The 18,438-nt window shown below is 73.3% G+C and carries 18 protein-coding genes; 2 read left to right on the top strand and 16 right to left on the bottom strand.

Annotation, left to right across the window (positions count from 1 at the left end; all coding sequences use genetic code 11):
- Window positions 1-37 precede the first annotated feature (37 nt).
- The 9 genes from RE027_RS06785 to RE027_RS06745 form a co-directional block, all read right to left on the bottom strand.
- Window positions 38-799, bottom strand: coding sequence for a cytochrome c biogenesis CcdA family protein (locus RE027_RS06785; RefSeq protein ID WP_368807490.1), 762 nt, complete (start codon window positions 797-799; stop codon window positions 38-40).
- A complete protein-coding gene (locus RE027_RS06780; RefSeq protein ID WP_368807489.1) occupies window positions 796-1,416 on the bottom strand; it encodes a TlpA family protein disulfide reductase in 621 nt (206 codons plus the stop codon). The genes RE027_RS06785 and RE027_RS06780 overlap by 4 nt, the downstream gene beginning before the upstream one ends.
- A gap of 54 nt (window positions 1,417-1,470) precedes the next feature.
- Window positions 1,471-2,142 carry a histidine phosphatase family protein gene (locus tag RE027_RS06775; protein ID WP_368807488.1) on the bottom strand — a complete coding sequence of 224 codons (672 nt, stop codon included), beginning with the start codon at window positions 2,140-2,142 and terminating at the stop codon, window positions 1,471-1,473.
- A gap of 49 nt (window positions 2,143-2,191) precedes the next feature.
- Window positions 2,192-2,455: a glutaredoxin family protein gene (locus RE027_RS06770; RefSeq protein ID WP_368807487.1), complete on the bottom strand. Its 264-nt coding sequence runs from the start codon at window positions 2,453-2,455 to the stop codon at window positions 2,192-2,194.
- 115 nt (window positions 2,456-2,570) lie between these two features.
- Complete coding sequence (locus tag RE027_RS06765; RefSeq protein WP_005504750.1) at window positions 2,571-2,669, bottom strand: 30S ribosomal protein bS22; 99 nt, start codon at window positions 2,667-2,669, stop codon at window positions 2,571-2,573.
- Between the two features lie 163 nt (window positions 2,670-2,832).
- Entirely contained in the window at window positions 2,833-3,654 is an 822-nt protein-coding gene (locus RE027_RS06760; RefSeq protein ID WP_368807486.1) for a FadR/GntR family transcriptional regulator, read from the bottom strand.
- A 109-nt stretch (window positions 3,655-3,763) separates the two neighbouring features.
- Window positions 3,764-5,104: an NADP-specific glutamate dehydrogenase gene (gdhA, locus tag RE027_RS06755; protein WP_368807485.1), complete on the bottom strand. Its 1,341-nt coding sequence runs from the start codon at window positions 5,102-5,104 to the stop codon at window positions 3,764-3,766.
- Window positions 5,105-5,130: 26 nt separating this feature from the next.
- A complete protein-coding gene (locus RE027_RS06750) occupies window positions 5,131-5,727 on the bottom strand; it encodes an ArsR/SmtB family transcription factor (protein WP_368807484.1) in 597 nt (198 codons plus the stop codon).
- 89 nt (window positions 5,728-5,816) lie between these two features.
- Window positions 5,817-7,028, bottom strand: a complete 1,212-nt coding sequence (locus tag RE027_RS06745) for an acetoin utilization protein AcuC (RefSeq protein WP_368807483.1) — start codon at window positions 7,026-7,028, stop codon at window positions 5,817-5,819.
- Between the two features lie 341 nt (window positions 7,029-7,369).
- Here RE027_RS06745 and RE027_RS06740 point away from each other — a divergent pair, with 341 nt between their 5' ends.
- Both RE027_RS06740 and RE027_RS06735 read left to right on the top strand, forming a co-directional pair.
- Window positions 7,370-8,779 (top strand): TrkH family potassium uptake protein, encoded by a 1,410-nt coding sequence (locus RE027_RS06740; protein ID WP_368807482.1) that lies wholly within the window; start codon window positions 7,370-7,372, stop codon window positions 8,777-8,779.
- On the top strand, window positions 8,772-9,440 hold the full coding sequence (locus tag RE027_RS06735) for a potassium channel family protein (RefSeq protein ID WP_368807481.1): 669 nt from the start codon (window positions 8,772-8,774) through the stop codon (window positions 9,438-9,440). Before RE027_RS06740 ends, RE027_RS06735 begins: the two co-directional genes overlap by 8 nt.
- Window positions 9,441-9,526: 86 nt before the next feature.
- On the opposite strand, the gene proC is transcribed toward RE027_RS06735, so the two are convergent.
- The 7 genes from proC to trhO form a co-directional block, all read right to left on the bottom strand.
- Entirely contained in the window at window positions 9,527-10,363 is an 837-nt protein-coding gene (gene proC / locus RE027_RS06730) for a pyrroline-5-carboxylate reductase (RefSeq protein WP_368807480.1), read from the bottom strand.
- Between the two features lie 49 nt (window positions 10,364-10,412).
- Window positions 10,413-11,246 carry a sugar phosphate isomerase/epimerase family protein gene (locus RE027_RS06725; protein WP_368807479.1) on the bottom strand — a complete coding sequence of 278 codons (834 nt, stop codon included), beginning with the start codon at window positions 11,244-11,246 and terminating at the stop codon, window positions 10,413-10,415.
- A complete protein-coding gene (locus RE027_RS06720; protein WP_368807478.1) occupies window positions 11,243-12,220 on the bottom strand; it encodes a Ppx/GppA phosphatase family protein in 978 nt (325 codons plus the stop codon). Before RE027_RS06720 ends, RE027_RS06725 begins: the two co-directional genes overlap by 4 nt.
- 53 nt (window positions 12,221-12,273) lie before the next feature.
- The gene (gene topA, locus RE027_RS06715; RefSeq protein WP_368807477.1) at window positions 12,274-15,111 is read right to left on the bottom strand and encodes a type I DNA topoisomerase; all 2,838 of its coding nucleotides are present in this window, start codon (window positions 15,109-15,111) and stop codon (window positions 12,274-12,276) included.
- Between the two features lie 200 nt (window positions 15,112-15,311).
- Window positions 15,312-15,749 (bottom strand): pyridoxamine 5'-phosphate oxidase family protein, encoded by a 438-nt coding sequence (locus RE027_RS06710; protein WP_368807476.1) that lies wholly within the window; start codon window positions 15,747-15,749, stop codon window positions 15,312-15,314.
- A 60-nt stretch (window positions 15,750-15,809) separates the two neighbouring features.
- Complete coding sequence (locus RE027_RS06705; protein ID WP_368807475.1) at window positions 15,810-17,462, bottom strand: DUF7059 domain-containing protein; 1,653 nt, start codon at window positions 17,460-17,462, stop codon at window positions 15,810-15,812.
- Window positions 17,459-18,415 (bottom strand): oxygen-dependent tRNA uridine(34) hydroxylase TrhO, encoded by a 957-nt coding sequence (gene trhO, locus RE027_RS06700; RefSeq protein ID WP_368807474.1) that lies wholly within the window; start codon window positions 18,413-18,415, stop codon window positions 17,459-17,461. Before trhO ends, RE027_RS06705 begins: the two co-directional genes overlap by 4 nt.
- Between the last annotated feature and the right edge of the window lie 23 nt (window positions 18,416-18,438).

The following is an 18,438-nucleotide window of genomic DNA, read 5'->3' as shown; positions in this document are numbered from 1 at the left end:
GCGGCCTTTCGGTGGTCGGGGCGGGGTCCGGCGGCGCTCAGATCGGCATCACCCAGTCGGTGACGAGCTCGGCCTGCACCCACGAGACGAACGCGGTCCACGCGCCGGTCATCATGAGCAGCCCCACCAGGACGAGGAGCCCGCCGCCGGCGCGCTGGAGGGTGAGGCGGTGGCGGCGGAAGAAGCCCATGGCGCCCATGCCCCGGCGCAGGGCCAGGGCGAGGAGCAGGAAGGGCACGCCCAGGCCGAGGCAGTAGGCCACCGTCAGGACGGCGGCCTTCCCGGTGGAGGCGCCGTCCACGTACACGAGCGCCTGCACCGCCGCGAAGGTGGGGCCGATGCAGGGCGCCCAGCCGAGGCCGAAGGTGACGCCGAGCAGCGGGGCGCCCCACAGCCCCGGCGGCGGGCGGCGCTCGATCTTGCGGTCGCGCTGGAAGAAGGACACCCCGCCGAGGAAGACGACGCCCATGAGCACCACGAGGGCCCCGAGGACCACGGTGATCCAGCCCTGCCCCAGGAACCAGGCGTAGGCGCCCAGCTGGGCGAGCAGCACCGACATCAGCAGGAACACGGTGGAGAAGCCGAGCACGAACAGGGTGATCCCGGCCAGCACGCGGCCGCGGCGCTGCTCCTGCAGGTCCGCCCCGGTCAGGCCCGTCACGTAGCCGAGGTAGCCCGGGACCAGGGGCAGCACGCACGGGGAGGCGAAGGAGACCAGCCCGGCGAGCAGCGCCACGGGCAGGGCGACGAGGAGGGAGCCGTCGAGGACGATCTCGGCGAACGGGTTGCCGGCCGTCATGCCGCTTCGGCCACCGTGTCCTCGAGGAGGGTCTCCAGCACGGAGCGCTCCGCGATGCCGAGGATGCGCGAGGCCACCCGGCCCTGGGCGTCGAGCACCAGGGTGGTGGGCACGGCCTGCGGGGGCACGTAGGCGCTCAGGGCCATCAGGACGCCTCCGCCCTTGTCCTCGAAGGAGGGGTACGGGATCTCGAAGGTGCGCTCGAACGCCTCGGCGGTGGCCCGCTCGTCGCGCAGGTTCACGCCGTAGAAGGCCGCCTGCCCCTCGAAGCGCCCGGCGAGCTCCCGGAGGTCGGGGGCCTCGACCCGGCACGGGGCGCACCCGGCGTACCAGAAGTTGAGCAGCGCGGGGGCCCCGCGCAGCTCCTCGGCCGAGACCACGGTGCCGTCGAACAGGGTGCCCTCGAACTGCACGGGCTCCCCGCGCTCGGTCGGCGCGTACTCGGTGACGGTGCCGTCGCCGGCGATGTAGCCCTTCCGGTCCCCCGCGTTCGCCTGCTGGGCCAGCGAGTCCTCCTCGGTGCACCCGGCGAGGGCGATCCCGAGGACGCCGAGGCCCGCGAGCGAGAGCACGCGGCGGCGGGACGGACGGGAGGAGGGCGAGGGACGGGAGGTCACGGACGGATCACCTGGTGCTCTGGACGGGACGGGGACGGCGGCGGCGCCCCGCCATTATGAACCGGGAAGCTGGTTGACCCCTGAATAGAAGACGGCGGCGGGCTCCTGGTACTCCACCCGGGGCGGACGCCCGGAACCGAGGTCCTCGAAGACGAGCGACGTCAGGGAGGCGAGGTTGCACTGCCGCCGGCGCGGGTCGTGCGGCAGGGGGCGTCCCTCGGCGGAGAGCCGGGTGAGCCAGATCGGCAGCTGGTGGGAGACCAGCACGGCCTCGGCGCCGTCCCCGCCGCGCTCCACGGCCGTGCGCCCTGCGTCCAGCACGGCCTCCACCATGCGCGCCACCTGACGGCGGTAGGGCTCGCCCCAGGAGGGGCGCAGCGGGTTGCGCAGGTGCGGCCAGTGGCCCGGTTTGAGCAGCTCGAGGGCGTCCACGTGCAGGCCCTCGAAGTGGTTGTGGGCCTCGATGACGCGCTCGTCCGGGTGCACCGGCAGGCGCAGCTCCCGGGCCACGGGCGCGGCGGTCTCCCGCGCCCGCTGCAGCGGGGAGGAGACGAGGTGGACGATGCGCGAGCCGTCGTTCACGCGGCGGGCGAGCTCGGCGGCGGCGGCCTCGGCCATCCGCGCGCCCAGCTCGGTGAGGCCGTAGCTGGGGAGCCGGCCGTAGACGATGCGGTCCGGGTTGAGGACCTGGCCGTGGCGCAGCAGGTGGACGGTCGAGGAGGGCATGGCCCCCATGATCCCAGACGGGCGCGCCGGCCCCAAAAGCGGGTTCCGCTCAGCCGGCCAGGCGCTCGCGCAGGAGCCGCGTGAGCCGGCGCTCGTCGATCTGCCAGAAGTCGCGCGGGACGCCGTCGACGAGCAGCACCGGGATCTCCTCGGCGTGGCGGCGGGCCAGCTCGGGGTCGTCGTCGACGTCGACCTCGGCCCAGCCCAGGCCCAGCGCGGCGGTGACCCGGTGCACGGAGTCCCGGGCCGCCTCGCAGAGGTGGCAGCCCGGCCGGGTCAGCAGGGTCACGGCGGGAGGAGTCGGGGAGCTCATGGGTCCATGCTACGGCCGTGCGCGCGGCCCGCCCGTCCCGGGGAGCCGGCCCGGAAACGCCGCGGGGCCGCCGTCCCCGGGAGGACGGCGGCCCCGCTGCGGTGTCAGCGCCGGGTCACTTCTTGTTGCGGCGCTGGTGACGGGTCTTGCGGAGAAGCTTGCGGTGCTTCTTCTTGGACATACGCTTGCGGCGCTTCTTGATCACTGAACCCATAGGATCCCTCGCATCTTCATGTCTCGGTGGTGTTCCCCGTGAGCTCCGCGCGACAGGCGGGAACCGGGGTGCCGGCCTGTGGACGGTGACGGCCGGGCAAACGTTCACTGACACCCTACCGTCTCAGGGGGAAATTGCTGTATTCGGTCCGGCCGGCGGGGCCTCAGGCGCTGCGGGGCACCTCCGCCGGGCCGTCGCCGGGCTCGTCGGCGACGTGCGCCGGCAGCCCGCCCGCGGCGGCCGGCGGGGCGAGCTCGGCGGGCGCGTCCGGGGCCGGGCCGGGGGTGCGCTGCTCCTGGTCCGGGTCCACGCCGGCCTCGCGGTACTGGTACTCGATGTGCTCGGCCACCAGGCGGGCGGCGAGCTTGCGGTCTCCGCCCGCCACCGCGGAGTAGATCGCCTGGTGCTCGGCGCGCAGCCGCTCCGAGGTGGCGCTCCACAGGGGCACGTGGCCCACCAGGGCCATCGTGTACTCGTAGATCGAGTCCCGCAGCGAGGACATCAGGGCGGAGACCACCGAGTTGCCCGCGGTCTTGCACAGGGCGATGTGGAAGCTCACCTCGAGGTGGTGGAACTCCTTGAGGGAGAGGTCGTCCCGGGCCATCTGCTCGAGCAGCGCCCGCAGCTCGGCCATGGCCGGGTGCCGCGGGTCGGAGCGCTCGAGCGCCCAGGTCTCGAGCAGCACCCGGGTCTGGACGATGTCCCGCAGGGGGTAGTCCGAGGTGGCCATGTGCAGCTGCAGGGCGGGGCCTGCGGACGCCGCGGGCTCCCGGACCAGCATGGGCAGGATCGACTTGCGCGGCCCGTCGAAGAGACGGACGATCCCTTGCGCCTCCAGGGTCTTGAGCGCCTCCCGCATGTTGTTGCGGGACACGCGGTGGATGGCCGCGAGGTCGCGGTCCGAGGGCAGTTGTTGGCCCAGCACGAGATGGCCGTCGAACAGCTCGTTCTCCAGCCACTGCAGGACCTGTCGATGCGTTGCCATAGTCTCCAGGGTAGGACCACCGCGGTCCTCCGGGGGACGATCGCGGGTCCGGACGTGTCGGAAGTGCGGACGGGGAACCCGTGCCGGGTCCGGCAGGACCCGGCACGGGTCAGATGAGGCCCTGCGCCATCATGGCGCCGGCCACCTTGACGAATCCGGAGATGTTGGCCCCGGCCACGTAGTTGCCGGGCATGCCGTACTCCTCGGCCGTCTCGGCGCACCGGTCGTGGATCGACTTCATGATCTGGCCGAGCCGCTCCTCCGTGTACCCGAAGGTCCACGAGTCGCGGGACGCGTTCTGCTGCATCTCCAGGGCGGAGGTCGCCACGCCGCCGGCGTTGGCCGCCTTGCCCGGACCGAAGAGCACGCCGGCGTCCTGGAACATGTGCGCGGCCTCACCGGTGGAGGGCATGTTGGCGCCCTCGGCCACGGCCAGCACGCCGTGCTCGAGCAGCTTCTTGGCGTGGGAGCCGTCCAGCTCGTTCTGGGTGGCGCACGGCAGGGCCACGGTGCCGGGGACGTCCCACACGGAGCCCTTGGCGATGAACCGGGCCCGTCCGCCGCGGCGCTCCGCGTACTCCGAGATCCGGCCGCGCTCGACCTCCTTGATCTGGCGCAGCAGCTCCAGCTCGATGCCGTCCGGGTCCACCACGTAGCCGCCGGAGTCCGAGGCGGTGACCACCGTGGCCCCCAGCTGCTGGGCACGGGCGATCGCGTAGGTGGCCACGTTGCCGGAGCCGGAGACGAGCACCGTCTGCCCGTCGAAGGACTGCCCGCGGGTGCGCAGCATCTCCTCGGCGAACATGACGGTCCCGTACCCGGTGGCCTCGGTGCGCACGAGCGAGCCGCCCCAGCTCAGCCCCTTGCCGGTGAGCACGCCGGACTCGTAGCGGTTGGTGATGCGCTTGTACTGGCCGAACAGGTAGCCGATCTCGCGTCCGCCCACCCCGATGTCACCGGCCGGGACGTCCGTGTACTCGCCGATGTGGCGGTAGAGCTCGGTCATGAAGGACTGGCAGAAGCGCATGATCTCCGCGTCGGAGCGGCCGCTGGGGTCGAAGTCCGAGCCGCCCTTGCCGCCGCCGATCGGCATGCCGGTGAGGGCGTTCTTGAAGATCTGCTCGAAGCCCAGGAACTTCACGATGCCGAGGTAGACGGACGGGTGGAAGCGCAGTCCTCCCTTGTACGGCCCCAGCGCGGAGTTGAACTCCACGCGGAAGCCGCGGTTGATGTGCACGCGGCCCTGGTCGTCGGTCCAGGGGACGCGGAAGATGATCTGGCGCTCCGGCTCGCAGATCCGCTCGAGCACCGCGGCGTCGAGGAACTCGGGGTGCCGGGCGACCACGGGGCCGAGGGAGTCGAAGACCTCGTCCACGGCCTGGTGGAACTCCACCTCTCCGGGATTGCGGGCCAGGACAGCCTGGCGGATGGGGTACAGGTCCTCGTGCATGGTGCTCCTTCTTGAGGTCGGACCGGTCACCGCCGCGGGTGCCGGGGGCGGCGGCGCAGACCGGAGAGAGTGGAGAGGATGTCCGCCGCCCGCGCCCCGGCTCCCCGGTTCGGGCGCCGGGACGTCCCTCCGACGGGCGGTGCGGACGCGGACGGCCCGGACCCGGCTGGTTCGGACATCGGCAGCTCCGGACCGGGTTCCACGAGGGCCGGGACGGCCGCGGGCTCCGGGACGGCGGCCACGACGGCCTCCGGCTCGCCCGGCACAGCGGCGTCCGGCTCGCGCACCGCGACCGCGGCGGTCCCGGTCGTCACGACCGGTTCCGTCGCCGTGGGCTCCGGCGCGGCCCGCTGCTGGACTGCGTCGCCGGCGACCTCGTGGATCCACCGGGTCACTTCGGCGAGGGGCTCCGGCCGCACGGCGTACAGACGCCGCTGTCCTTGTGCCTCCATGGACACCATACCGGCCTCGCGCAGGATCTTCAGGTGCTTCGAGACGGTGGGCTGGGAGACCCCCAGCTCGTCCACGAGATCCCCCACCGGTCGCTCGCCGTCCTTGAGCACGGTGAGGATCCCCCGCCGGGTCTTGTCGGCGATCACCGCGAACACGTCGTTGTTGCCCATCCGATCACTGTAGGCGCGATGCCGCGCGGTGCCCGGCAGCGGCACGTCCCCGCTCTCGCGCGGGCCGGCGGAGTCCGGGCGCGGGTCGCTCAGTCGAACCACGGGTCCAGCCCCCACTGCGGGAAGATCTCCTTGCGGGTGGCCATGATCGTGCGGTCCGTCTCGTCGTTGGGGTCGAACCCGATCTCCCAGGAGCGCCACCACAGGTCCACCTCGTCGCCCATGACGCGCGGCGCCTCGAGGCCGTAGCGCTCGAGCACGTGGTCCCGCCACGGCTGCGGCACGGCCGTGCGCACGTCGAGCGGATGGCCGGCGGCGACCCCGACCAGGTGCGCCCACGACCGGGGCACCACGTCGTGGCAGTTGTACCCGCCGCCGCCCGTGGCGATCCACCGGCCCTCGCACAGCTCGTCGGCCAGCCCGGCCAGGGCGACGGCGGTCTGCCGCTGGGCGTCCACGCTGACCCGCAGGTGGGTGAGCGGATCGGAGAAGTGGGAGTCGCAGCCGTGCTGGCTCACCACGACCTCCGGCCCGAACTGGCGCAGCAGCGGCGGGACCACGGCGTCGAAGGCCCGCAGCCACATGGAGTCGTCGGCGGCGGCGGGCATGGCGACGTTCACGGCGTAGCCCTCCGCCTCGCCGCGGCCGGTCTCGTTGGCGAAGCCCGTGCCCGGGAACAGGGCCATGCCCGTCTCGTGCAGCGAGACGGTGAGCACGCGCGGGTCGTCGTAGAAGATCGACTGGGTCCCGTCCCCGTGGTGGCCGTCGACGTCCACGTAGGCCACCCGCCGCACGCCCTGCTCCAGCAGGTGCTGGATCCCCACGGCGCAGTCGTTGTAGATGCAGAAGCCGCTGGCCTTCTCCGCGTGGGCGTGGTGCATGCCGCCCCCGAAGTTCACGGCCCGCACCGCGTCCTCCGCCAGGAGGGCCGCGGCGGCCTGGTAGGTGCCGCCCACGAGCCGCGCGCTGGCCTCGTGCACCCGCGGGAAGGCCGGGGTGTCCTCGGTGCCGAGCCCGCACTCGGGGATCTCCAGCGTGGGATCGGCGCCGACCGCCCGGACGGAGTCCAGGTAGTGCTGGGGGTGGACGAGACGGAGCACCTCGTCCGGCACGACCTCCGGGGCCTCCACCGTGACGTTCTCCCGGCGGTCCAGGCCGAACTCCTGGACGAGGCGGTACGTCAGCTCGAGCCGGGACGGGTGCATCGGGTGGTGGTCCCCGAAGTTGTACTCGAGCAGGGCGGGGTCCCAGAACAGTCTCGTGGGGTACGGGGCACCGGGCCCGGATGTAGCAGGAGTCACACGGCCATTGAACCACTCGCGGTGCCGTCCCGCCCCCGCGGGCCCGGCGCCGCCGCCCTTTGTGTCCGCCCGGCCGCCCGGACGGGGCCCGGGCGGACCGGCCCGGGACAGGTCACCGGAGGCCACGGCTGCCCCGGCGGCCGGCGGGGTGGGCGCGTCCGTCACGACCGGCCCGGTCCCGCACCCGGACCCGCCGCAGGCCTCCTTCCAGGGCACGGGCACCACCGGCACCCGCCGTGCCGCCCGCCGTGCGGGCGCGGGTGGAATACTGTGGCGGGTCGAGGCACGCGCCGCGGCCGCTGCCGCCCGGCCCGGGCGGTCCGGGCACGGGAGGAGGAGCGATGAGCACGCAGCACAAGCCCTGGTTGCCCCAGGAGGAGCGCGGGCGCTTCTGGCTGCTCACCTCCCTGCGCGATCTCGTGGACCGGATCGCCCAGTCCTCCCCCGCCCGGCTGGCCCTGATCGTCTTCGCCGTCGTCGTGGCCGCCTTCTCGTTCCTGCTGTGGCTGCCCGTCTCGTCCGCCCCCGGGGTGGACACGGAACTGGAGGACGCGGTGTTCACGGCCACGTCCGCCGTCACCGTCACCGGGCTGACCACCGTCCCGACCGGCACGCACTGGTCGTTCTTCGGCCAGTTCGTGATCATGATCGCGATGCAGATCGGCGGGCTGGGCACCCTGACCATGACGTCGATCCTCGCGCTGGCGGTGGGGCGCAAACTCGGTCTCAGGTCCCGGCTGCTCACCCAGGAGGCCCTCAACATCGGGCGCCTGGGTGAGGTCGGCTCACTCCTGCAGATCATCGTGATCACGTCGGTGAGCATCGAGGCGGTGCTCGCGGTCGTCCTGACGGTCGGGTTCCTCCTCGAGGGCCAGCCGATCCTGACCGCCCTGTGGCACGGCATCTTCTACGCGATCTCGGCGTTCAACAACGGCGGCTTCGTCCCCAACGAGGCCGGCCTGGAGCCCTACTCGACCTCGTGGCTGATCGTCGTGCCCATCGCCCTGGGCGTGTTCATCGGCTCGCTCGGCTTCCCCGTGGTCCTGGTGATGCGGCAGGTGGGCCTCCGGTTCTCCCGCTGGAACCTCAACACGAAGCTGACGGTCACGACCACCAGCGCCCTGCTCATGATCGCGTGGCTGCTCTACGCCGCGTTCGAGTGGTCCAACCCGGACACCCTGCGGGACCTGCCCGTGGGGGAGAAGCTCTTCCACGCGTTCTTCGCCTCGGTGAACATGCGCTCCGGGGGCTTCGCGCTCGTGGACACCAACAACGAGCAGTCGGTGACCCTGCTCCTGACCGACGCCATGATGTTCGCCGGCGGCGGCGCGGCCTCCACGGCCGGCGGGATCAAGGTCACCACGCTCGCCGTCGTGTTCCTCGCGATCGTCGCGGAGGCCCGCGGCGACCGCTCCGTGATCGCCTTCTTCCGCACCATCCCGGAGGACGCGCTGCGGATCTCGATCTCCGTGATCATGATGGGCGCCACGATCGTGCTGGTGGCCTCCGCGGCGCTGCTGATCGTCTCCGACGCGCCCCTGGACCGGGTCCTGTTCGAGGTGATCTCCGGCTACGCCACCTGCGGGCTGAGCGTGGGCCTGTCCGGCGAGCTGCCGCCGGAGGGCAAGTACGTGCTCTCCGCCACCATGTTCGTGGGCCGCATCGGCATCACCACCGTGGCCGCCGCCCTGGCCCTGCGCTCGCGCCGCCGTCTGTACAACTACCCCGAGGAAAGGCCGATCATTGGCTGACCGTTCGTCCCACAGCGTTCCCGTCCTGGTGATCGGCCTCGGCCGCTTCGGCACGGCCACCGCCCTGCAGCTGGCACGGCAGGGCCGGGAGGTCCTGGGCGTGGAGCGGGACGCGCACCTGGTGCAGAAGCTCTCGGGCCAGCTCACCCACGTGGTCCAGGCCGAGGCCACCGACATCGACGCCCTGCGCCAGCTCGGCGCCGCCGAGTTCGACTCCGCGGTGGTGGGCGTCGGCACGTCCATCGAGTCCAGCGTGCTGATCACGGCGAACCTCGTGGACCTCGGCGTGAGCAGGATCTGGGCGAAGGCCATCACCCCCTCCCACGGCAAGATCCTCTCCCGGATCGGCGCCCACCACGTGATCTTCCCGGAGGCCGACGCCGGCCGGCGCACCGCCCACCTCGTCTCGGGCCGGCTGCTGGACTACATCGAGTTCGACGACGACTTCGCGATCGTCAAGATGCACCCCCCGCGGGAGGTGCAGGGCTTCACGCTGGGCGAGGCCAACGTGCGCTCCAAGTACGGCGTGACCGTGGTGGGCGTGAAGTCGCCCGGCGAGGACTTCACCTACGCCCGCCCCGAGACGAAGGTGACCTCCCGGGACCTGCTCATCGTCTCCGGGCACGTGGACCTGCTCGAGCGCTTCGCGGCCCGGCCCTGAGCCGGCCGGTGCCCCGCCAGGACGGCGGGGCACCGGAGACGACGGCGCGGCCCCGGGCTGCCCCGGCCGGCGCGGTCCGGACCGGCTCAGCCGGCGCTGAACTCCCGGGTCAGCTCCGCGGAGCGGTCGGCCGAGGCGCGGGCGGCGGCGGCGACGAGGTCCTCGAAGCCGTTCTCCTGGAAGGTCGTGATGGCCCGGTCCGTGGTGCCCTTGGGGCTGGTGACGGCCTTGCGCAGCGCGGCGGGGTCGGCCCCGGCCGGGCGCAGCAGCTCGCCGGCCCCGGAGACGGTCTCCTTGGCCAGGACGCGGGCGACGTCGGCCGGCAGGCCCATCCGCTCCCCCGCGTGCTGCATCGCCTCGGCCAGCAGGAACACGTAGGCCGGGCCGGAGCCGGACACGCCGGTCACGGCGTCGACCTGCTCCTCGGGGACCTCCACGACGGTGCCCACGGCCTCGAGCACCCTGCGCACGGCCCGGGTCTGCTCGGGGGTGGTCGCGGTGCCCGGGGTCACCGAGACGACCCCGCGGCCCACGCTCGAGGGCGTGTTCGGCATGGTCCGCACCACGGGCTGCCCGGCGGGCAGGACCTGCTCGAGCGCCTCCAGCGAGATGCCGGCGGCCACGGAGGCCACGACCGTGCCAGGGCGCAGGGCCGGGGCGATCTCCCGGGCGAGGTCCAGGATGCCGACCGGCTTCACGCCGAGCAGCACGACGTCGGCCTCCCGGGCGGCCCGGCGGTTGGCCTCGGGGTCCTCCCCGGTGACGTACGCGCGCACGCCCGTCTCCTCCCGGAGCGGGCGCGCGCTGTCCTCGGAGCGGACGGTGGCCCGGATCTGCTCGACGGGGACGCCGGAGGCCAGCACCCCCCGCAGGATGGATCCGTTCATGGAGCCGCAGCCCAGGAAGGCGAGCACAGGGGTCATGGTCGGTGGAGTCCTCTCGAAGCAGGGGTGGGTCGGGTCCGGGCGGACGTCAGCCGGCCGGGGCGTCGTCGGGCAGGGTCGTGTGGCGGCGCGCGAACTCGAGCGACTCGGCGAGCCACTCGGTGCGCTCCTCGGTGCTGCTCGAGCGGCGGGTCGAGACCTCCACCCCGATGATGCCCTGCCACCGGGTCGAGGCGAGGTGCTCGAGGGACTCGGCGACCGGCTGCACGCCGTGTCCGGGCAGCAGGTGCTCGTCCGCGGTGGTCTCCCCCGAGCCGTCGGTCAGGTGCACGTGGCCGAGGCGGGGACCGAGCTCCTTGATGGCGGCCAGGGAGTCCATCCGAGCGGTCGCGGCGTGGGAGAAGTCCCACGTCACCCAGTCGTAGTCCTGGCCCAGCGGGCTGTAGTGCGGGGCGTAGACCACGGTGTCGCGCCCGCGCACCCGCCAGGGGTACATGTTCTCCACGGAGATCTTCACGCCCGTGGCCTGGGCGACGACGCGCACGCCCTCGACGAAGTTCGCGGCGTACCGGCGCTGCCACCGGAAGGGCGGGTGCACGACGACGACGTCCGCGCCGATCTGCTCGGTGAGCGCCGCCGCCATCTGGATCTTGGTCCACGACTTGCCCCAGACCTGCTGGGTGAGCAGCAGGGTGGGGGCGTGGATCGTGGAGATGGGCAGCTGGTGGCGCTGCACGAGGTCCCGCAGCTGGTGGTTGAGCTGGCTCATCCGCTCGTGCGTGACGAGCACCTCCACGCTGTCGTAGCCGAGCTCCACGGCCGCCTCGAAGGTCTCCGGGACCCCGAGCGGGTAGAGGGAGCTGGTGGACAGCGCCACGTGGGCCCGGTACGGCTCCGCGGCGGAGCCCTGCTGCTCGCTCATGCGGCACCCACCAGCTGCCGGGGGTCGACGGTGCGGACGTCGGCGTGGCTGCTGAGCTGGTCCAGGCGCCGGAGGATCAGTCCCTCCCGCAGGGCCCACGGGCAGATCCGCAGCGACTCGATCCCGTAGGCGTCCATGGCCGCCTCGGCCACGACGGCCCCGGCCAGGATCTGCCGGGCGCGGGTGGAGGAGACCCCGGGCATCTCGGCGCGCTCGTCCGGGGTCATCGCCTCCATCCGGCGGCTCCACAGCCGCAGGTCCTCCAGGTGGAGGGTCCGAGGGACGTACGGGCCCATGGCGTACGGCGCCGCCCCGCAGATCCGGGCGAGGGAGCGGAAGGTCTTGGAGGTGCCGGCCACGCAGGTGGGCTCCCCCGCCGCGAGGACCTTCGCGACCGCGGGCCTGAGCTCCTGGCGCACGTGCTTGCGCATGGCCTTCATCTCCCTGGGCGTGGGGACGTCCCCGGCGATGAACGTGCGCGTGAGCCGTCCCGCGCCCAGCGGCACGGAGGTCGCCACGGTGGGCAGGGCGTTGTCGCCCAGCGCCATCTCGAAGGACCCGCCGCCGATGTCCAGGTCCAGGACCGTGCCGGCGCCCCAGCCGAACCAGCGGCGCACCGCGAAGAACGTCACGGCCGCCTCCTGGTCCCCGGCCAGCTCGGTGAGGGTCACCCCGGAGCGGGACTGCACGTGGTCCAGCACCTGCGCCCCGTTGCCGGCCTCCCGGATGGCGGAGGTGGCGAACGCCAGGAAGTCCTCCGCGTGGTTGTCCACGGCGAAGTCCCGCGCCTCGACCACGAAGGAGGTCAGGGCGTCGCGGCCGGCGTCGGAGATGTTGCCGTCCTCGTCCAGGTACTGCACGAGGCGCAGCGCGAGCTTGTGGGACGCGTACGGCTCGGGCCGCGAGCCCGGGTACACGTCCAGCAGCAGCAGGTGGACCGTGTTCGATCCGACGTCGAGGACTCCGAGACGCATGCCGTGGTGCTCCTTCGAGTTCCGTGTCCGTCCCGCGCGCGGTGCGGGACGGCTCAGCCCTTGGTCCCGGCGCGGGCGGGGCGACCCGCCGCCGGCTTCTTGGCGGGGCTCTTCTTCGTCGTGCCCTTCGGCGCGGACGACTTCGCGGGCGTCTTCGCGGTGGAGCGCGCCGTGCGCTTGGGGGCCGGGCCCTGGGCGCGCTTCTCCGCGAGCAGCTGGCTGGCCCGGGCCGGGGTGATCTGCTCCACGGTCTCGCCGCGGGGGACCGTCACGTTGGTCTCGCCGTCGGTGATGTAGGGGCCGAAGCGGCCGTCCTTGATCACCATGGGCCGCTCCGTGATCTGGTCGGTGCCCAGGTCCGCGAGCGGCGGCTTGGCGGTGCCCCGCCCGCGCTGCTTGGGCTGGGCGTAGATCTTCAGGGCGTCCTCGAGGGTGACCGTGAACAGCTGGTCCTCGGACTGCAGGGACCGGGAGTCGGAGCCCTTCTTGAGGTAGGGACCGAAGCGGCCGTTCTGCACGGTGATCTCGTTGCCCTCCGCGTCGGTGCCGAGGGTGCGCGGCAGCGACAGGAGCTTGAGGGCGTCCTCGAGCGTGACGTCCTGCAGGGTCATCGAGGACAGCAGGGACGCCGTGCGGGGCTTCTCCCTGACCGGCTTCTTCGGGGGCTTGGGCTTGCCGTTCTTGTAGTACTCGACGGGCTGGGCCGCGAGCTCCTCCTCGGTGGGCTCGGGGATGACCTCGGTGACGTAGGGGCCGTAGCGGCCGTCCTTCGCGATGATCGCGCGCCCGGTCGCCGGGTCGCGGCCGAGCTCCCGGCCGTCGGCCTTGCCGGTCTCGATGAGCTCCCGGGCCTTGTCGGGCGTCAGCTCGTCCGGGGCCAGGTCCTCCGGGACGTTGGCGCGGACCGGCTCGGTGAGCTCGCCCGTCTCGGCGTCCAGGGTGCCTGCGACCTCGAGGTAGGGGCCGAACTTGCCGACGCGCAGGGTGATGCCGTCGGTGACGGGGATGGAGTTCACGGCGCGCGCGTCGATCTCGCCGAGGTCGTCCACGATGGGCTTGAGCCCGTTCTCGTGGCCCTGGGAGCCGAAGTAGAAGTCCTGCAGCCAGTCGGTGCTGTCCTCCTCGCCGCGGGCGATGCGGTCCAGGCCCTCCTCCATCTCGGCCGTGAAGTCGTAGTCCACGTAGTCGGAGAAGTGCTCCTCGAGCAGGCGCACCACGGAGAACGCCGTCCACGAGGGGATGAGCGCGGAACCCCGGACCCGGACGTAGCCGCGGTCCATGATGGTGGAGATCGTGGCCGCGTAGGTCGACGGGCGGCCGATGCCCAGCTCGTCGAGGACCTTGACCAGGGACGCCTCGGTGTAGCGCGCGGGCGGCGAGGTGCGGTGCCCGTCCGCCTCGACCTCGGTCGCGTCCAGCCGGTCGCCCTCCGCCATGCGCGGGAGGCGCTTGTCCCCGTCCTTGCCGTCCTTGCCGTCGGCGGGTTCCTCGTCGCGGCCCTCCTCGTAGGCGGCGAGGAAGCCGCGGAACGTGATGACGGTGCCGGACGCGGAGAACTCGGCGTCCCGGCCGGTGGACGAGGTCGCCCCCAGCCGCACGGTCGCGGTGGAGCCCTTGGCGTCGGCCATCTGCGAGGCGACGGTGCGCTTCCAGATCAGCTCGTAGAGCCGGTACGCGTCCGCGGACAGCTCGCCGCGGACCTGGTTCGGCGTCCGGAAGGAGTCCCCGGCGGGGCGCACGGCCTCGTGCGCCTCCTGGGCGTTCTTCGCCTTGGAGCTGTAGAGGCGCGGGGAGCCCGGCACGAACTCGGCGCCGTAGAGCTCCGAGGCCTGCCGGCGGGCGGCCGTGACCGCCTGCTCGGACAGCGCCACGGAGTCGGTGCGCATGTAGGTGATGTAGCCGTTCTCGTACAGCTTCTGCGCGACCTGCATCGTGGTGCGCGAGGTGAAGCGCAGCTTCCGGGCGGCCTCCTGCTGCAGCGTGGACGTCGTGAAAGGCGCGGCCGGGCGGCGGGTGTACGGCTTGGTCTCGAGCGAGCGGACCGCGAACGCGGCGTCCTCGAGCCCGGCGGCCAGTTCCCGGGCCGCCGTCTCGTCCAGGTGCACGAGCTTGCCGGCGGCGCCCTTGAGCACGCCGTCGTCGCCGAAGTCCCGGCCCCCGGCCACCCGCTTGCCGTCCACGGAGGACAGCCGGGCGCCGAAGGCCACCCCGGCGTCCTCGCCGTCGGTGCGGGCGAAGGTCCCGCTGAGGTCCCAGTACTCGGCGGAAACGAACGCCATGCGCTGCCGTTCGCGCTCCACCACGAGGCGCGTGGCCACGGACTGCACCCGGCCCGCGGACAGCCCGGAGGCGATCTTGCGCCACAGCACCGGGGAGATCTCGTAGCCGTAGAGCCGGTCCAGGATGCGCCGGGTCTCCTGCGCGTCGACCAGGTCCTGGTCGAGCTCGCGCAGCTCGCCGAAGGCGCGCTCGATGGCCTCGCGGGTGATCTCGGGGAAGGTGAGCCGGTAGACGGGGACCTTGGGCTTGAGCACCTCCAGCAGGTGCCAGGCGATGGCCTCGCCCTCGCGGTCGCCGTCGGTGGCGAGGTAGAGGGCGTCGGCGTCCTTGAGCTTGCGCTTGAGCTCGGTGACCTTCTTCTTCTTGTCCGGGTTCACCACGTAGTACGGCTCGAAACCGTGCTCCACGTCCACCGCGAACCTGCCGTAGGGCCCCTTCTTGAGCTCCGCCGGCAGCTCCGAGGGCTGCGGGAGGTCGCGGATGTGCCCCATCGAGGACTCGACCTCGTAGGCGTCGCCGAGGTACCCGGCGATGGTCTTGACCTTGGACGGGGACTCCACGATGAGCAGGCTCTTGCCCGTTCCCGGGCTCTGGGTGGCCTTCGTTGGCACGGTACTCCTTGCTGCGGTCCGCGCAGACCGCGGGCCGCGGCGCTGCTGGACGTCGGGTCGGACGGGCGGGGGTCGTCCCGCCCGCCGTTGCGCTCCACCATAACGCGTCGCCGCCGTCGCCCCCCGCGCCGTGGAGGACACGGGGGACGACGGCCGTCACCGGCGGCGGCCCGGGCCGGGCCCGTCGCCGGTCCGCGGGCTCAGGAGGGGTGGTGCTCCGGCTCGTCGGCGATCGTGAACTCGCGGCCCGTGGCGGTCTCCACGTCGATGACCACGAAGTTGTACTTGAGCGTGGGCGCCCAGGGCTTGAGCGGCAGCTCCTCGGCGGCGTCGATCTCCGCGCGGGTCTCCAGCCGGCGGGCCTTGCCGTGCACCACGACGGAGCGCACCACGTGCTCCTCGGAGACCTCGTCGATCTCGAAGGCCACCTGGTCGTTGACGATCAGGCTGGAGAGCTTGGAACCCTGCGCCGTGCGGAAGTACAGCTTGTGCTGGTGCACCACGTAGTTCACCGGGAAGATGTCCACGAGCCCGGCGGCCTCCACGGCCAGGCGGCCGAACGGGTGCTCGGCCAGCAGCCGCCAGACGGTGTCCTTGTCCAGGGTCTTGATGGGGTTGAGATTCTCTCCGATGCTCATGGCCCCATCCTCCCACTCGCACCGCCCCGGCGTCCCGAGCGCGCCGGCCCACGCGCGTCGTCAGTCCGCCGCCTGCTCCGGCGGCACGAGGAAGCCGTCCAGCACGAGCCGGCGGACCTCCTCGGCCAGGCGCTCCCGCTCGTCGCCCGCCCAGTCGAGCAGGGCGGAGAGCGCCGCGAGGATCTGCCGGGCGCTCAGCTCGCCGTCGCAGGCCCCGGCGAAGCCCGCGGCCTCGCTCGTGAGCACCGCGGTCCGGCGCAGCCCCGCCCCCTGCCGGAGCAGGATCACGCCGGGGTGCTCGGCCCCGGGGCGCTGGTGGCGCTCCTCCGTGACGTCCTCCGCGGCGACGAGCCGGAGGTCCAGCCAGTCCGGGCCGGCCTCCGCCAGCCGGTCGGCCCGCGCCCACGCCGCGGCGAAGGCGGGGGCGAGCGGCTGCTGGACCGGGTGCGGCACGTGCTCGAAGCGGCGCAGCACGCCGCCGGGGCGCCCGGGCCCCGGACGCCGGAGGCGGATCATGCCGAAGCCCACCGCCTCGACGCCGCGGGCGGCGAAGTCGTCGAGGTAGGCCCGGTAGGCCCGCTCGTAGTGCTCGAGCTCCCGGGACTCGGCGGCGTCCCGCAGCCACGTCTCGGCGTACTCCTCCGGGCCGGCCAGCTCCCGCTGGACGAACCAGGCGTCGACGCCCTCGGGGACCCACTGCTCGGGCCGGAGCATCCAGCGCTCGGCGGCGGGCCGCCCGTCCCCGGCCGGTGCCGCGGGGACCTCCCAGTTGCCGAGCAGGTGCGCGGTGGCCCCCGGGGCCATGACCCCGGGCAGCTGCTGCACGAGGTCGGCCACGATCCGGTCCCCCGGCAGGCCGCCGTCCCGGTAGGTGAAGCGGTCCGCCGGGCTCTCCCCCGGCGCCCGCGGGGTGATGACGAACGGCGGGTTCGAGACCACCAGGTCGAACCGCTCGCCGCGCACGGGCCCGAGCAGGGAGCCCGCGCGCAGGCTCACCCGCTCCTCCAGCCGATCGGGGTCGAGCGCCAGGGACTGCGCGTTGAGCAGGAGGTTGAAGCGGGTGAACCCCAGGGCCCGCTCGGAGATGTCGGTGGCGGTCACGTGCCCGGCGTGCGCGAGCAGGTGGAACGTCTGGATCCCGCACCCGGTGCCGAGGTCCAGGGCCCGGCCCACCCGGCGGCGGTCGGTGGTCTGCGCGAGCGTCAGCGACGCCTGCCCGATGCCCAGCACGTGGTCCCGGCGCAGCACTCCGGGACGCTGGGACTCGCCCAGGTCGCTCGCCACGTAGAGCTCGGTCCCGTCGTCGGCCGCGTGGGGCCGCAGGTCCACGGTGGAGCGCAGCCCGTCCTCGGTCTCCTCCGCGAGGCCCAGGTCCACGAGCTCGCCGGGGGCCACCGGGGAGGCGCCGAGCACGTCCGCCGGGACCGCCCGGCCCAGCAGGAACAGGGCGATCAGCCCGGCCAGGCCCCGGTCCGGGTCCCCGGGTGAGCCGAGCACCGGCTCGAGCACCCGCAGGGCGGGCACGGCCTGGTCGCGCGCGAGGGCGTCCATCGCCGCCTCGCCCAGCAGCCCGGCCACCCGGTCGTGGGTGAAGCCGCTCCGGCGCAGGGCGCCGTGCAGGGCGGCCGGCCGCCGCGGGTCGTCGGAGACGGGAGTCCCGGGGACCCGGGAGAACGCGGGGACCGGGGGCGGGCCGGGGAGGTCCGGGATCATGTCAGTGCTCCGTTCCGGGGGGTGCGCCCGGCGGGCGCGAGCAGGGCGGGCGGCAGGGCGTCGGCGGGCGGGGTCCCGCAGCCCGTCGGGCACGTCGCCCCCGGGTGCTCCTCGAGGCACGCCGGGCAGGCCAGGAAGAGGGCGCGGCAGGACGCCTCCGCGCAGTTGACGAAACGGTTGGCGGGCGCGGCGCACCGGTCGCAGCGCCCGATCGTCACGGCCTGCGGGGTGAACTCCACGTGCATCCGGCGGTCGAAGACGTAGAGGGAGCCCTCCCACAGGCCCGCGTCCCCGCGTTCGCGGCCGTACGCGGCGATGCCGCCCTCGAGCTGGTAGACCTCCTCGAAGCCGCGGCGGCGCATCAGCGCGGAGAGCACCTCGCAGCGGATGCCGCCGGTGCAGTAGGTCACCACGGGCCGGGACCTGAGGTGGTCGTACGCCCCGGAGTCCAGGGCGGCGACGAAGTCGCGGGTGTGCGCCACGTCCGGCACCACGGCCCCGCGGAAGCGCCCGATCCGGGCCTCGTGGGCGTTGCGGCCGTCGAAGAACACGACGTCGTCGCCGCGCCGGGCCACCAGGTGGTCCACCTCGGCCGGGCTCAGGCGGGTGCCGCCGCCGACCACGCCGTGCTCGTCCACCTCGAGCTCGCCCGGCGCGCCGAAGGACACGAGCTCGTCGCGGACCCTGACCGACAGGCGCGGGAAGTCCTCGGCCGAGCCGTCCGACCACTTGAACGCCATGTCCCGGAAGCCCGGGTGGGTGCGCGTGGTGCGCACGTACTGCTTGAGCGCCCCCAGCTCACCGCCCACGGTGCCGTTGAGTCCGTGCGGGGAGACGAGGACGCGTCCGCGCAGCCCGAGTCCCTCGCACAGGGCGCGCTGCCAGAGCATCACGGCCGTGGGGTCGGGCAGCGGGGTGAAGACGTAGTGGAGGAGGATCCGGTGCTGTGCCACCGCACCAGGCTACAAGCGCCGCG

Origin of the sequence: Kocuria sabuli, from assembly GCF_040981185.1 — a bacterium.
Classification (GTDB): Bacteria; Actinomycetota; Actinomycetes; order Actinomycetales; family Micrococcaceae; genus Kocuria; species Kocuria sabuli.
The sequence above is the reverse complement of the archived record's forward strand: the minus strand, read 5'-3'. Positions and strand labels throughout refer to the sequence as shown.

Coding starts and splice junctions, on each gene's coding strand:
- RE027_RS06785 (WP_368807490.1), bottom strand. CDS start 799: ATGACGGCCGGCAACCCGTTCGCCGAGATCGTCCTCGACGGCTCCCTC.
- RE027_RS06775 (WP_368807488.1), bottom strand. CDS start 2,142: ATGCCCTCCTCGACCGTCCACCTGCTGCGCCACGGCCAGGTCCTCAAC.
- RE027_RS06770 (WP_368807487.1), bottom strand. CDS start 2,455: ATGAGCTCCCCGACTCCTCCCGCCGTGACCCTGCTGACCCGGCCGGGC.
- RE027_RS06765 (WP_005504750.1), bottom strand. CDS start 2,669: ATGGGTTCAGTGATCAAGAAGCGCCGCAAGCGTATGTCCAAGAAGAAG.
- RE027_RS06760 (WP_368807486.1), bottom strand. CDS start 3,654: ATGGCAACGCATCGACAGGTCCTGCAGTGGCTGGAGAACGAGCTGTTC.
- gdhA (WP_368807485.1), bottom strand. CDS start 5,104: ATGCACGAGGACCTGTACCCCATCCGCCAGGCTGTCCTGGCCCGCAAT.
- RE027_RS06750 (WP_368807484.1), bottom strand. CDS start 5,727: ATGGGCAACAACGACGTGTTCGCGGTGATCGCCGACAAGACCCGGCGG.
- RE027_RS06740 (WP_368807482.1), top strand. CDS start 7,370: ATGAGCACGCAGCACAAGCCCTGGTTGCCCCAGGAGGAGCGCGGGCGC.
- proC (WP_368807480.1), bottom strand. CDS start 10,363: ATGACCCCTGTGCTCGCCTTCCTGGGCTGCGGCTCCATGAACGGATCC.
- RE027_RS06725 (WP_368807479.1), bottom strand. CDS start 11,246: ATGAGCGAGCAGCAGGGCTCCGCCGCGGAGCCGTACCGGGCCCACGTG.
- RE027_RS06720 (WP_368807478.1), bottom strand. CDS start 12,220: ATGCGTCTCGGAGTCCTCGACGTCGGATCGAACACGGTCCACCTGCTG.
- RE027_RS06710 (WP_368807476.1), bottom strand. CDS start 15,749: ATGAGCATCGGAGAGAATCTCAACCCCATCAAGACCCTGGACAAGGAC.
- RE027_RS06705 (WP_368807475.1), bottom strand. CDS start 17,462: ATGATCCCGGACCTCCCCGGCCCGCCCCCGGTCCCCGCGTTCTCCCGG.